The 13,014-nt window shown below is 49.7% G+C and carries 13 protein-coding genes; 3 read left to right on the top strand and 10 right to left on the bottom strand.

The annotated features are described in order from the left end of the window. Positions 1-10 precede the first annotated feature (10 nt). Together Q0438_RS02635 and Q0438_RS02630 are read left to right on the top strand one after the other, a co-directional pair. Positions 11-1,423, top strand: coding sequence for a sodium:alanine symporter family protein (locus Q0438_RS02635; RefSeq protein WP_299187058.1), 1,413 nt, complete (start codon positions 11-13; stop codon positions 1,421-1,423). 146 nt (positions 1,424-1,569) lie between these two features. Next, positions 1,570-2,256: an MOSC domain-containing protein gene (locus Q0438_RS02630; protein WP_299187055.1), complete on the top strand. Its 687-nt coding sequence runs from the start codon at positions 1,570-1,572 to the stop codon at positions 2,254-2,256. A gap of 750 nt (positions 2,257-3,006) precedes the next feature. Here Q0438_RS02630 and Q0438_RS02625 read toward each other — a convergent pair. From Q0438_RS02625 to Q0438_RS02610, 4 genes are all read right to left on the bottom strand, one after another. After that, the gene (locus Q0438_RS02625; RefSeq protein WP_299187052.1) at positions 3,007-4,023 is read right to left on the bottom strand and encodes a hypothetical protein; all 1,017 of its coding nucleotides are present in this window, start codon (positions 4,021-4,023) and stop codon (positions 3,007-3,009) included. A 31-nt stretch (positions 4,024-4,054) separates the two neighbouring features. Then, a complete protein-coding gene (locus Q0438_RS02620; protein ID WP_299187050.1) occupies positions 4,055-4,750 on the bottom strand; it encodes a hypothetical protein in 696 nt (231 codons plus the stop codon). Between the two features lie 216 nt (positions 4,751-4,966). Further along, positions 4,967-5,341 (bottom strand): RidA family protein, encoded by a 375-nt coding sequence (locus tag Q0438_RS02615; RefSeq protein ID WP_299187047.1) that lies wholly within the window; start codon positions 5,339-5,341, stop codon positions 4,967-4,969. Positions 5,342-6,434: 1,093 nt separating this feature from the next. Next, positions 6,435-7,196 carry a TSUP family transporter gene (locus Q0438_RS02610; protein WP_299187044.1) on the bottom strand — a complete coding sequence of 254 codons (762 nt, stop codon included), beginning with the start codon at positions 7,194-7,196 and terminating at the stop codon, positions 6,435-6,437. Positions 7,197-7,307: 111 nt separating this feature from the next. Between Q0438_RS02610 and Q0438_RS02605 the strand changes: the two genes are divergently transcribed. Next, complete coding sequence (locus tag Q0438_RS02605) at positions 7,308-7,931, top strand: hypothetical protein (protein WP_299187041.1); 624 nt, start codon at positions 7,308-7,310, stop codon at positions 7,929-7,931. A gap of 8 nt (positions 7,932-7,939) precedes the next feature. On the opposite strand, the gene Q0438_RS02600 is transcribed toward Q0438_RS02605, so the two are convergent. Genes Q0438_RS02600 through Q0438_RS02575 form a run of 6 tightly spaced genes read right to left on the bottom strand, consistent with a single transcriptional unit; the run spans position 7,940 to position 12,571 of the window. Next, positions 7,940-8,707, bottom strand: a complete 768-nt coding sequence (locus Q0438_RS02600; protein ID WP_299187038.1) for a TIGR02757 family protein — start codon at positions 8,705-8,707, stop codon at positions 7,940-7,942. Next, a complete protein-coding gene (rsmD, locus tag Q0438_RS02595) occupies positions 8,704-9,381 on the bottom strand; it encodes a 16S rRNA (guanine(966)-N(2))-methyltransferase RsmD (protein WP_299187035.1) in 678 nt (225 codons plus the stop codon). Before rsmD ends, Q0438_RS02600 begins: the two co-directional genes overlap by 4 nt. After that, a complete protein-coding gene (locus Q0438_RS02590; protein ID WP_299187032.1) occupies positions 9,374-9,700 on the bottom strand; it encodes a hypothetical protein in 327 nt (108 codons plus the stop codon). The genes rsmD and Q0438_RS02590 overlap by 8 nt, the downstream gene beginning before the upstream one ends. Beyond that, a complete protein-coding gene (locus tag Q0438_RS02585) occupies positions 9,700-10,791 on the bottom strand; it encodes an SAM-dependent methyltransferase (protein ID WP_299187029.1) in 1,092 nt (363 codons plus the stop codon). The genes Q0438_RS02590 and Q0438_RS02585 overlap by 1 nt, the downstream gene beginning before the upstream one ends. After that, the gene (locus tag Q0438_RS02580) at positions 10,788-11,957 is read right to left on the bottom strand and encodes an acetylornithine transaminase (RefSeq protein ID WP_299187026.1); all 1,170 of its coding nucleotides are present in this window, start codon (positions 11,955-11,957) and stop codon (positions 10,788-10,790) included. Before Q0438_RS02580 ends, Q0438_RS02585 begins: the two co-directional genes overlap by 4 nt. After that, a complete protein-coding gene (locus Q0438_RS02575) occupies positions 11,954-12,571 on the bottom strand; it encodes a TRIC cation channel family protein (RefSeq protein WP_299187023.1) in 618 nt (205 codons plus the stop codon). The genes Q0438_RS02580 and Q0438_RS02575 overlap by 4 nt, the downstream gene beginning before the upstream one ends. Positions 12,572-13,014: the final 443 nt, after the last annotated feature.

The raw sequence follows: 13,014 nt of genomic DNA, 5'->3' as shown, positions 1-13,014 counted from the left end.
GGAGAGAGCCATGCAAAATTTCCTGGATAGTCTCAACTCCTGCGTCGATACGATCAACTCCTTTTTGTGGGGTCCGTACTTCCTAATCGCCCTACTTTGCGGCACCGGCGCATATTTTACGGCGCGCTTGCATTTAGTGCAAATTTTTAAATTTAGAACGGGCGCGCGCAAGCTTTTCGGCAACTTCTCCCTGCACGGCGAGGCTGCGGGCAAAAGCGGCATGAGCTCGTTCCAAGCCGTCGCCACGGCGATCGCGGCGCAGGTAGGCACCGGCAACCTGGTAGGCGCCAGCACCGCGCTCATAATGGGCGGGCCGGGCGCGATATTTTGGATGTGGTGCGCGGCGTTTTTGGGCATGGCGACAAATTTCGCCGAGATCTGCTTGGCTCAAATTTACCGTACCAAGGACGACAGCGGACATATGATCGGAGGGCCCGCGTTTTACATCAGCCGCGGACTTAAAAGTCCATTTGCCAAGCCTTTAGCGGCGTTTTTTGCGCTAGCCATCATCTTTGCTTTAGGCTTCATGGGCAATATGGTGCAGGCAAACTCCATCTCCGACGGCTTTAGCGGCGCATTCGGAATTCCGAAGTGGGTGAGCGGCGCGGCCTTAGCGCTCATCTGCTGCGTCATCTTTTTCGGCGGCGTCAAAGCGATCGCGAGCGTAGCCGAAAAGGTCGTGCCTATAATGGCGATCTGCTACGTGCTAGTCGGTCTCGTCATCATCGGCTCAAATTTCGATAAAATTCCATCTGTCATCGCGCTGATATTCAAAGCCGCGTTCGATCCATCGGCTGCCTGGGGCGGCGCTACGGGCGCTACGATCGCCACCGCGATGAGATACGGCATCGCGCGTGGGCTCTTTTCAAACGAAGCGGGCATGGGCTCGACGCCGCACGCACACGCCGCAGCGAACGTCAAACACCCCGTAGATCAAGCCGTGCTCGGCATAATGGGCGTTTTCGTCGATACATTCATCGTGCTTAACATCACCGTTTTCGTCGTGCTCAGCACCGACGTAGTCACTTTCGAAAACGGCAAAGCGGTATTTTCGGGCATCTCGCTGGTGCAGGAAGCCTTCGGATCGCAAATTTTAGGTCACAGCGGCGGCTACGGCTTCGTGGCGATCTGCCTATTTTTCTTCGCATTTACCACGATTTTGGGCTGGTATTACTTCGCCGAGATCAACGTGCGATACCTCCTGGGCGCAAAATTCGTCAAGCTCTTGCAAATTTTAGTCGTTGTATTCGTATTCATAGGAAGCGTGCAAAAGATCGACCTCGTCTGGGGGCTAGCCGATATGTTTAACGGACTGATGGTGATCCCAAACCTAATCGCGATCATCCTGCTTAGCCCCGTCGTCGTGCGGCTTTTGAGCGACTTTAACGACGGCAAAAGCTACGACGCGAACGACTACAAATGACACCGCGCGCTAAATTTCAAGCCCGCACTTGAAATTTAGCGCACAATCGCCGCAAAATTTAGAATTTTAAAATTCTTTTCGAGCTAAAATCCTAGCCTAAATTTTATGATTTAAGGAGAACGGATGCAAATTTTAAGGAGCGAAAAATGCCCGTTTTAAAGGCATTGCTGACCGGGCAACCGCGCGCTTACGGCGACGAGCGCGCTACGCAGCCTCTAAAAAGGCGCTGGGAGACGGCGATTTTTAAGCAAGCTAGAGCGGGCGAAGTGCATGCAAACGAGCTTGGATTCGAGGGCGACGCGGTAGCCGACACGCTGCATCACGGCGGAGAGGAAAAGGCAATTTTTGCCAACTCGCTGCAAAATTACGCCGCGTGGGAGAGGTTTTTGGGGCTTAAAAATCTAGCCTACGGCGCAATGGGCGAAAACCTCACGATCAGCGGATTGCACGAGCAAAACGTCTGCATCGGCGATGTGCACCGCATAGGCTCGCTGGTGCTACAAGTAAGCCAGCCGCGCAAGCCCTGCTACAAGCTCTCAATGCGCTGGAGTAACGCGGAGATGACGGAGGAGATCGCGCGCAGCGGACTTACCGGCTGGTACTACCGCGTGCTGGAGACTGGCTCGTGCCGCGCGGGCGACGAGATCTACGTCGTAGAGCGCGACCCCGCTATGATGAGCGTGATGGAGCTTAACCGTCTATTTTACGGCGAGCGTATCGATGAAGGGCTGCTAGCAAAATTTAACCTACTTACGACGCTTACGCCAAAATGGCGCGAGGATATGCGCCGCAAGCTAGAAGGCAGCTACGACGACGGCTTTATGCGGCTATAAAATTTAGCCTCGAAGCGGCGTTTTAAAACAGCAAAGTAGCGCCGCGCCTTATTGTTTTAAAACACACTCTTGGCGCGGATTTCAAAATACTTTCTAAGCCGTCGATGCTGGCTTTCAAGACACTTTCTAACTCCTCAATCGGCTTGCAAGAAAACATCTCTTTTGATGTGAGCCGCAAATTCAGACTAAATTCCAAAGACGAAATTTTAATTTGATCCGCGCTGATCGCGCGCAAATGCGATCTGTTTTCACACCATGTTTTGCGGCACGACAGGACTGCAAGCAAAATTAAAGACGCAAATTTAACCGCGCTTAGAATTTAATCTTTTATGAAATCTAAATTTAGCCGCACATTCAAAGCCGCAAGCGCCGCTCTTTATAAATTTTAAAATTTAAAAGCGGTAAATTTAATCCCCTTGCTACGCAGCAATTTTTCCAAAATTAAAAATCAAAAAGTGAACTATTTTTACTCGCGCAACACACTCATCTCGCACATTTAGCGGCGTGGCTATTACGCTGCAAACGAGCTTTCTCAAAGCTTTGTAACGCGCGCCAAATTAGACATGTCAGATGCTTCGCCAAGCGCCTTTCAAAGCTCATTTATAGCGCTTGCTATAAGTAGAATTTTGCGCGGAATTTTGCGCGGGGCGGCAACAATTACTACCTTTCTAAAGAACGTGCCGCAGCTCAAAAGCCTATTTCAGATCTTAAAAAACCGCATGCCATAAGGCTCAAAGTCTGTTCCTGCACTCAATCGACTACCGTAATCCCCGCATCCGCGCAGGCTTTTCGCGCCTTTTTAGATATGCCGATGCCGGTCGTCTCGATTTTCTTAAGATTAACAAAGGGCGCAAGCTCGGCGGCGTCGATATTTTTGATGTCAAAAAGCCCGTCCTCACCGTCCCAATCAGGCGCGATTTGCAGATAAATTTCATTTCCGCCGTCAAGATAGAGCTCGCTCACCCGCTCCGCCAAATCTGCAGGGACCGGATAGTCCTTAAACCACTTTTTGGCTTGCGGCAGGGCGCCGAAGTCCGCGTACGGATCGATGCCGCGCTCCTCGCAGTACTCAAACACGTCAAATTTGGGCTGTAGCAGGGATTTTTCATACATCAGCTCGTTCATCACGGCAATTTTGAAATTGAAATTTTTAAAAGCTAGCGTCTCGCCCGCCGCGCGCGGAAGCTTAAATTTATCGCTCGGTCTGCGCTTTACCTTTTTTGCCTTTTGATTGATACAGACGCGCCCTATCGGCATTTTCGCAGCTCGCACGATGTCTGCAATCTCGTCGGTGTCACGCTTAGCGAAGCGCTCGGCGAAGCCCATAGCGCCTATGCGCTCCTGCACGGCCTGCGCGAGTGCTAGCGATACTTCGAATTTGCCTAGGCTAAGCTCCAAAAATATATATGCGCCGCGCAGCTCCTGCTCTGGCACGGCCTCAAGCGGCGGCCTGCCCTCAAGCGTGAACGCGCCGCCGTAGAGCTTGCGCGGAACCTCGTGCTGCACGCCCTTTGCGACCTCAAGCATCAAAATTATCTCGGAAAGCCTCGGTTCTGCAAGCTCTCCTGCGCGCACAAAGGCAAAAATCCCCGCCTCATCCCAAAAATAGCGGCTTTTGCCCTCCCCGTCATCTATCACGCGCGGCTGACCTAGGGCTTCATTAAATTTAGCCAGATCAAACCCGCAGTTTACGCCGCCGATGAAAACACCGTCCGAGCGCACATCGACGTCAAATTTATCCTTTTTAAAAATATCAAATAGCCCCATTTATCGCTCCTGATTTTGCGTTAATTTCGTCTTAAAATTTTTCCAAAAACCCGTAAAAATCGTCCGCAAAAAGCCTATCCTCGCTCTGCGCGTAGTCGCGCACATAGACCTTGTATTCGCACGGCGCATCGTCTGCCCGCTCGCTTGCTATCTCATTCATCGTTCCGCTTGCCGCCTCGTCTGCCGCTTCGCTCATTGTCGCGCCTGCAGCATCGGCATTTATATCGCGCGCTACATCCAGCAATCTCTCCGTACGCTCTTCGTCGTCTGATGCCCTATTTTCAACGCTGTCGACTACCGTCGCGACGACTGTATCGCGTGCTGCCGCGCCCGCGGCTTCACCGCTCGTGCTCTCCGCCGTCTTGCCGCGCGCCGTATTCGGCGAGCCGTCCGCTATGTCGCTTGCGGGCGAAATTTTAAAATAATACTCCTCGTCCTCGAGCTGCAAAAATACGAGCTCGTCTGCGGCGAATAGGCCGTTTTTCAGATTTACTCCATACGTGTAGCAGATATCTGCGTCGGCGCTACCCGCGAACTCGGGCGGCGCGATCGTTTTTAGCTCCGTTCCCGCCGCGCTGACGCTAGCATATCTTAGCAGCATCTGCTTGTAGCTCGCAGGCAGCGCGAAACCAAGCCGCCGCTGCGCCTGCGCGATCCATGCGGGCTCTATGTCGCTGCGCCCCGCAGCCGTGATATTTTTAGATTTTTGAATAAGCTTTTCTATCATTTTGATCCCATTTTGAGCGAGAAATTTTAACGCCTTAGCACACTAAGACGCGCTGTTTGCATAGACCCGCGGACGTTTGGCGTGGCTTTTAAAATCTAAATTTAAAAGCTCGCGCAGCTTCAAAACCAAAGCGAGCCGTTTAAAATTTAGAGCGGCCCGAGTCTAAATTTTAACCGCAAACGCGAACGGTAGTATTCCTGCGATCTAAATTTAGCGCTACTTAGCCAGCGCTATTACTTCAATCTCCACAAGCGCGCCTTTGGGGAGCTTGGCGACCTGCACCGTGCTGCGAGCGGGCTTATGCTCGCCGAATGCCGCCGCGTATATCTCGTTCACTGCGGCAAAATCGTCCATATCCGCTAGGAAAATCGTCGTTTTGACGGCATCTTGTAGCGTCGCGCCCACTTCTTTCAAGATCGCGGCGAGGTTTTGCAAAACCTGCCTCGTCTGCGCCTCCACACCGCCCGTGACAAACTCGCCGTCGGGCTTAAGCGCGATCTGCCCCGAGGTAAAGATGAACCCGCCAGCCTTGATCGCCTGGGAGTACGGTCCGATGGCCTGCGCCGCATCGGGAGTCGAGATAATCTGCATACTAAATCCTTTGTAAAAAATTTCGCCCATTTTATCGCAAAATATTTTAGCATTGCTTTAGGCGGCGAAATTTTGCGGGCGAGCGAGGTCGCCGGTACAGCGGATATGATGAAATTTAATGGTTGCAAATTTCATCGGCGATAGCGGAGCGAAACAGCACGCGTGGCGGTGCGGTTAAATTTATCGCACAAATATAGCGGGCAATATGGCAAGGGGCTAGCGCGGAAAGCGAGCCATGGTGACGGAACCGCAAAATTTAAAATAGCCAATGGGTGCGGAAACAACGCGTGAAAGTCCGCTAAATTTAACCGCTGCGAGTGGATTTGGTAGCACATACGGCAGCGCGATAAAACGATCTACAAAGTAGTATTTTAAAATTTTGCTGACGTAAGCATATGAAATTTCATAAGCACAAGCACGATAATGCCGCGTGCTCGGCAATACGACTAAAGACGGGCAAATAAAATAGATACGCGGGTAATACGGCGAAATTTAACCGATATGAATAAGCGAAATTTCATCGGCGACGCTACGGCAAAATTGGCATTATCGCAGTAGTAAGGTCGGCGCAATTGCAGCGAGTTTGTGCGACGCTGTCGTAGCAGCAAGACCAACGTCGTCGAAGCGAGATTAGTGCGCACCGCGATAAAATCAGCGCTGCTGCAGTAAGTTCGGTGCGACGCTACGACAATATCTGCGCGCTATTAGCAACAAGATCGGTATCGTCGCAGCACAATCTGTATAGCGCTACGGTGAAATTAACACCGCAGTAGTAAAATAGACGCTATCGAGGCGGCAAGATCGGCGCTGTCGCAGCAGCAAAGTCAGCGCCGTTGCAGTAAGTTCGGTGCGGCTCTACTATAAAATCAACACCGCAGTAGTAAATTAGTAGTGTTGCAGTAAGTTTGGTGCGAAACTGCGGCAAAATAGATGCCGCAGTAATAAAATCGACGCGGCAGCAAAATCAGCGTCATTGCGGCAAATCGGCGAAGGCTCATAAAATTTTACGCGAAATTTTATACGAAATCCTGTATAAAATTCTATGATTTTGGCTTGAAATTAACCCGCGATCGGCCCTCAATCGGTCCTGTAATCAACTTGCGATCAGCCCGTAAAGTAGCTTTAAAATCGTGGCGGCAACGACGAATAGAAGCATCTTGCGCACAAATTTCACGTCGCATCGCATCACTAGGCTTGAGCCTGCGAAGCTGCCCGCGATCTGTCCGACCGCCATCACCGCTCCGACGAGCCATAAAATTTGCCCGCCGATGATAAAAACGCCCAAAGAGACGATGTTTGAGGTGAAATTTAAAACTTTAGTGTGTGCGACCGCCTTTTTCATATATAGCCCTAAAATTCCAACCAGCGCAAACGTCCAAAACGAGCCCGTACCCGGGCCGAAAAATCCGTCGTAAAACCCCAAAACAAGCCCAAAAATCGCGTAAAAGCTCTTTTTTGACATCTTGGGCCTTGCGGGCGCTTCGCCTAGATTCGGCGAAAAAATCATATAAAATAAAAGCGCCAGCAGCAGGATCGGAATGAGGTAGTTTAGGAATTTCGCATCGATTAGGAGCAGGACATAAGCGCCGACGAGCCCGCCTACGAACGTAAAAATCACGCCGCGCAAGATCTCCGCTGCATCGACATAGCCCTTGCGGATGAAATTTAAAGCGGCGGTGAAGCTTCCGAAGCTGCCTTGAAATCTATTTGTGGCGATCGCTACATGCGGCGGAATGCCCACGGCAAGCAGCGCAGGCAGCGAGATCAGCCCGCCGCCGCCCGCGATCGAGTCGATAAATCCGCCGAAAAACGCCGCCGCAAAAAGCACCGCGAACTGCCAAAGCTCAAGCTCCATTTTTGTCCTTTTTTAATTTCCAATATTTTACAAAAGGTGAACTTAAATTTTAACCGCCGTACATCGCAATAGCAAATCGTATGCTATAATAGTAAAAAATAAGGATAAAGAATGAATAATGGTTTCAAAAAAATCATCGATCTAATTTTAAAAATTTTCATCATAAGCGTATCTATTTCAGGAGCAATCATCATATTAATAATAGCATTGGCTATAGCAGGAATTTATTTAAAGCCGTATGGCGATTTTTGGAATGTAAAGAATAATAATTTTGAGGAACTCAATGCTTTAACAGATAATGCAGATATGGATGGATTGCTTTTATATCGTAGAAAAATTCAACCAAATGCCGCAGATAGTATAGATGAAATCTGCTATGTTCATTATGTAAAGTTAAATTCTACCAATGGCATAACAGAAAAGAAGCTCATTGAAAACGGCTACAAACCCTCCAATAAATCCAATTGTGTCGCTCAAGATAGCAATCTAACGAAATTCAAAAAGATCACGTTTGCAGCGCCGTTTTTTCATTATCTAGGCTATAGTGATATATTTGATAAAATATATTTAGTCTATGGCTCAACAGCTCACTTAGATGTATCTACCATAAGCGCAAAAAATGGACAAATCTGGCAAAAGCAAGGACACGAAATTATTATCTATCCAGGAGAAAATATAATTCAAAAGAATAGATTATTCTCTGAGTGTTTTGGTCCATTCGGTATGTGCAATTAAAGCTAGAATTAATCAAGCAGTGAAGGTAAAATTTTATCTATCTCGCCGCTCTGCCCGAGGCGGTACAGCGCGAAGTCGTATTTGATGGGGTCGCTCGGATCGAAGCGTCTTAAGCTTTGCGTAAGCTGTAAAACCGCCTCGAAATCGTAACTCTTGCGATCGATCAGCCCAAGCTTAAGCGAAACTTTGTGCGTGTGGGTATCGAGCGGGGTGAGGAGGCGCGATTTTTCGATCTTTTTGTACAGCCCCAGATCGATGTCGCTGTCGCGCACCGCCCAGCGCAGGAAAAGATTGTAGCGCTTATACGGCGATGTGGGCTTTTGCGAGAAGCCGCGCCCGAAAAAAAACTCATACCCCGGACTGCGGTAGGGATTTAATTTGTAAATCTCGCTGATTAAAAAATTTATCCCATCCTCGATCCGTCCGCTTTTTTGCATACCGCAAAGCACGCTCTCCTCGATGCTAAGGCTGTTTTTAAGCCGCTTTAAAGTTATAAAAATTTCAGCGACGTCGCGCGAGCTTTGAAATCTATATTTTTTGCCCGCAAGCTCCGCTGCTATGCGCTCATCGCTCGCGTCCAAAAGCGAAAAATCAAGCGAGCGGAGAAATTTTAAAATTTGAGCCGCGCTCCCGTAAGCAAACAGCGCGCAGATAAGCGCCGCGACGTCGTTTCGATGTTCCTTTGCGACCTGCAGCGGATCGGGCGCGCCGAAAAGATCCGCGTCGCAATTTTTCAAATCGGCGTAGTAATCTAAAATTTGCTTTAAGCTTTTCATCTTGCGTAGTAGCTCATCGTCGTAGCGCCGAATTTGCGCGATTTAAGCAGCGCGAAATCACCGATTTTAGGCGGCAGCTCAAGCTCGCTCATATGCTCGATCGCGATTAGCAGCTCGCACTGTGCGGAACCCAGGCGTGCTATCAGCACCAGCACCCGCTCGTAAATCCCACCAAAACCCTGCCTGATCGCAAACGGCGGATCCAGATAAACAAACACTCTGCGCGCGGGATCGGAGACGGAATTTTCGCCGGAATTTACGGTATGGCTTCCGCTAGAATTTGCGGCAGAGCGTCCGTTCATATCCGCTTGTAGCTCATGCAAAATTTCGCTCAGTCGCTCGAAGCAATCGCCCAAAATCGCATTTGCGCCGAGCCCGAAAAGCTCGAAATTTTTCTGCATTATCTTATGCGCCGCAGCGTCCTTTTCGATCGCATAAACGTTTTTTGCGCCGTTACTTAGCGCTTCAAGCGCCATCGCGCCGCTACCGCCGAAGCACTCGATAAACGCCGCGCCGCGCAACTCCGCCCGCCAAGTATCGAAAAACGAACCCTTTACGATGCTTTTCGTGCTGCGCGTGCTCGAAAGTGCGGGCAGAGCGAGCTTTTTGCCCTTATAAATGCCGCTTGAAATTTGCGTAAAGAGCGTGCCGGCGGGTTTGGAAAATTTAGCCATTTTGTCTTCTTAAAATTTCGATAATTCTTGCCTTAAACTCATCAAACAGCGCACAAATTTCCTCTTCCGCCGCGTCGTATTCGCTAAGATCCTGCTTTAGCGAGCCTTGAAAATCTTCTAACTTCGATAGCAGAGTATTCTTTGAGAACGGTAGCGCCAAATCTCCGCCCTCGCCGATCAAAAATAGCGGTTTTGCCGAGCTTTCCGGCTCATCGCTTATCACAAAGTCGCAATCCTGCGCGCTTACGGTATGGTCCTTCAAAAATAGCTCCAGCGTCTTTTGCAAAATTTCGCAGTCGCAATCGATAAAAGCTTTCATCAAAGCCCCTTTTTAAATTTTATCATCTTAAACTTCTCGCCAAACTCCGCGCGCAGGTGATTGAACTGCAAAAGCGCGTTGCGATAGCCCTTCTCGCCGCTTTTTTGCATAAAAAGCTCTAAAAGCTGGACCGCGCCGAAGTCTATCAAAGCCGCGATCTGTCTTTTAAAATCCGTCGTCACGGCGCCCGCGTCCTCAAACGCCGCGCGTAAAATTTCAAAATTTACGTCGTAGGTAAGATCGCTTTTGCCGTAAAAATCGCTCAAGTTTTGCACCTCAAAGAAGCTAAAAACTTCGTGATTTCGGTAAATTCGCAGGCTAAAATCGCCGCTAGAGCCCATCTGTCCGTAATCAAAGGCGATGAAATAAAACCGCTGCGCGCTGGCACAAATTTCGCGCGCGAAGCGAAAGTATCCGATCGGGATTTCGCCGCGCGATATGCCGAATCTGCGTGCGAGGGTCAAAATTTCGCGTTCTTTTATGGGGGCAAATTTTACCGCGCCGCTCTTTACAAAAAGCATATTTTCGCCGTCCACCGCCTCGCATTTAAAGGCGTCGAAAAGCTCGTTTGCCACAAAGATCGCATCTTTAAATTTCGCCTCGTGTACGCTTGCAAAGTGCTTTAGCACGATCTCGTCGCCGAAGCTCTCCGCAAAGCTCGCCCGCTGCAGCTCGCGCAGGCGCTCGTGCGGCTCGATAATCGCAAAGCTAAATTTATCAAGCGCCGCCGCACCGCCCAGCGTAAAGATAGCTTGCGCTATATCGCAAAGCAGCCGCCCGTCGTGCGAGCCGATCTCTACGATAGCGATTTTGGCGCTATTTTGCGACTTTTTTGCAGGCGCAGCGTCTAAATTTAGCTCGCTCGCCGCAAGGTTTTGCCGCGACCTATCTGGGTTCGCCGCCGCGTCTAAGCTTAACTCTTGCGTCGCGCAAAAATCCGCGCTTAGGCGTAAAATTTCGCGCGCGATGCATATCCCAAAAAAGCTTCCTACGCTCACGGCAGTGTAAAAATCGCCGCTCTTGCCGATTCTAGCGGCATTTGCGTAGTAGCTCTCGTTTAGCCAGCCCTCGAAAAAATCGCTAAATTTCACGCCCGCACTATCTCGTCCAAGCTCTTGCGCAGGCGCGCGAAGCCCTCTTTAATCTCCGGTTTTTTGATATTTAGCGCAGGCAAAAATCTAAGGGTGCGCTTGCCGGATTTTAGGATCAAAAGTCCGTTTTGCAGGGCTTTGTTAAAAATCTCGCCCAGATTTTTTTCATCGCGCAGCACGAGGCCTTGCATCAGGCCGAGCCCCACGCGCTTTTCGATCAGGCTAGGATAGTCTGCGGCGAGCCCGTCTAGTTTTTTGATAAATCTTTTTATAGTCTTATCAAGCTTGCCGCTCGCTTTTAAAAACTGAAGCTGCGAAAGCACCGCAAGCGCCGTAGAGGTCGCCAAAAAGTTACCGCCGAAGGTGCTGCCGTGCTCGCCCGGAGCGAAAATGTTTTGCTGCGCCACGCACGCGCCGATCGGCACGCCGCCCGCAAGCCCTTTGGCAAAGGTGATGATGTCGGGGCGGATGTCGTAAATTTGCGACGTCGCAAACTCGCCCGTGCGATATACGCCGCACTGCACCTCGTCGGTGATTAAAAGCAGCTTTTTCTCTTTCAAAACAGCCGCCAGCTTTTGCACGCTAGCCTTATCCAGAGGTTTAATGCCGCCCTCGCCCTGGACTAGCTCGATCATCACGGCGACGCTGTTTTCATCGATGTGCGCGATGATATCCTCGATATCGTCGAAAAATTTAAACCCGGGCATATAGGGGGCAAAAATTTCCGGATGAAATTTTTCCTGCCCGGTAGCTTGCAGCGTCGCTAGCGTGCGGCCGTGGAAGGAATTTCGCAGAGTTAGAATTTCAAATTTTTTATTAGGGAAGTTTACGGTGCCGTATTTGCGCGCCATTTTGATCGCCGCTTCGTTAGCCTCCGCGCCCGAGTTGCAAAACACCGCGTATGTACGGTACCCTAAAAGCTCGCTAATCTTTTGAGCCAGGGCTTCTTGAGGCAGAATTCTATAGATATTCGAGCCGTGGATGATCTGCGCAGCTTGCGTGCCGATCGCTTCCAGCACGATTTCATTTGCGTGCCCCAGGCAGTTTACGCCGATGCCTGCGCCGAAATCCACGTAGTCCTTGCCCATTTCGTCATAGACTATCGAGCCCTCGCCTCTTACCAGCGCTACGTTTACGCGCGCGAAATTATCCATTAAATAGTTCATTGTTTGTACTCCACTTTAGGCAGATGCCAAGATTTGTAATAAGCCACCATGCGAAACGCAACCCCCAAAACCAGCAAAATAATCACCGAAAAGGCGCCGCTAAGCCCCAACCCATCAAGCACGAAATATATAAAACCTACACCCATACTTATAGTGCCGTAAAGCCCGGTGCGCAAAAACCACGGCACTTCGTTCAGCAGCACGTCGCGCAAGATGCCGCCGCCCACGCCGTTGCAAAACGCGATCAGCACCACACCAAAAACGTTATGATTATAGCTTAGCGCAACCATCGCCCCTACGATCGAAAAGCTTACGACGTCGATCGCATCGGTTAGAATAAATAAAAATTTACCCTCCAAATCGCGATTCTCGTAAAGTTTGGCAAAAATGGCTACGACACTTACCGCGAGCACGATGGTTACGGGCGCGTAGTGCGTGAACGAGTAGATCTCGCGGCTTACCAAGGTGTCGCGCATGATCCCGCCGCCAAGCGCCGTCAAAAACGCCGCGATAAAGATCCCAAGCCAATCGCAGCCCTTCTTTACGCCGAATAAAAACCCGCTAAGCGCCGCCGAAGCGATGCCTATGCACTCCGTAAACTCTAAAATACTCATATCACAAACCGCTAAAATCCTTTTAAAAACGCATTTTACAACAACTAAATATAAATTTGGGTAAAGCGCGACGAGCGGGAGAAATTTAGGCGCTGCGGTATAAATTTAAAGCGGCGGGTAAAATTTGAGCGCGGCAAATTAAAATTCTACGAGATAGAATTTTGCGAGACAGAATTTCGCTAGATAAAATTTTTACGCGGCATAATTTTACGCGGCTAAAACATACGGCGTCGTGATCAGGCGCAAATTTTAGTTTGAAATTTGCAGCACCTACGCGCTAAAAAGAATTTAACGCTACAAAATTGGCTCTATATTTACACTAACGGCACATAAATTTTAATTTGAAATTGTGCCCTTGTTTTGGCACCGTGTTTTGCCGCTATAAAATTTCATGAAATTTTACGACGACCTAGCCCGAGCGGAATTATACGTAAAATTTTAAA

The organism is uncultured Campylobacter sp., assembly GCF_938030785.1.
GTDB lineage: Bacteria > Campylobacterota > Campylobacteria > Campylobacterales > Campylobacteraceae > Campylobacter_B.
Note: the sequence above shows the minus strand (reverse complement) of the source record. Positions and strands in the feature narration are given on the sequence as shown.

Excerpts from the sequence above, each read along its gene's own strand:
- Q0438_RS02625 (WP_299187052.1), bottom strand. The coding sequence starts at position 4,023 with ATGGGGCTATTTGATATTTTTAAAAAGGATAAATTTGACGTCGATGTG.
- Q0438_RS02610 (WP_299187044.1), bottom strand. The coding sequence starts at position 7,196 with ATGGAGCTTGAGCTTTGGCAGTTCGCGGTGCTTTTTGCGGCGGCGTTT.
- Q0438_RS02605 (WP_299187041.1), top strand. The coding sequence starts at position 7,308 with ATGAATAATGGTTTCAAAAAAATCATCGATCTAATTTTAAAAATTTTC.
- Q0438_RS02620 (WP_299187050.1), bottom strand. The coding sequence starts at position 4,750 with ATGATAGAAAAGCTTATTCAAAAATCTAAAAATATCACGGCTGCGGGG.
- Q0438_RS02635 (WP_299187058.1), top strand. The coding sequence starts at position 11 with ATGCAAAATTTCCTGGATAGTCTCAACTCCTGCGTCGATACGATCAAC.
- Q0438_RS02615 (WP_299187047.1), bottom strand. The coding sequence starts at position 5,341 with ATGCAGATTATCTCGACTCCCGATGCGGCGCAGGCCATCGGACCGTAC.
- Q0438_RS02580 (WP_299187026.1), bottom strand. The coding sequence starts at position 11,957 with ATGAACTATTTAATGGATAATTTCGCGCGCGTAAACGTAGCGCTGGTA.
- Q0438_RS02600 (WP_299187038.1), bottom strand. The coding sequence starts at position 8,707 with ATGAAAAGCTTAAAGCAAATTTTAGATTACTACGCCGATTTGAAAAAT.
- rsmD (WP_299187035.1), bottom strand. The coding sequence starts at position 9,381 with ATGGCTAAATTTTCCAAACCCGCCGGCACGCTCTTTACGCAAATTTCA.
- Q0438_RS02630 (WP_299187055.1), top strand. The coding sequence starts at position 1,570 with ATGCCCGTTTTAAAGGCATTGCTGACCGGGCAACCGCGCGCTTACGGC.
- Q0438_RS02575 (WP_299187023.1), bottom strand. The coding sequence starts at position 12,571 with ATGAGTATTTTAGAGTTTACGGAGTGCATAGGCATCGCTTCGGCGGCG.
- Q0438_RS02590 (WP_299187032.1), bottom strand. The coding sequence starts at position 9,700 with ATGAAAGCTTTTATCGATTGCGACTGCGAAATTTTGCAAAAGACGCTG.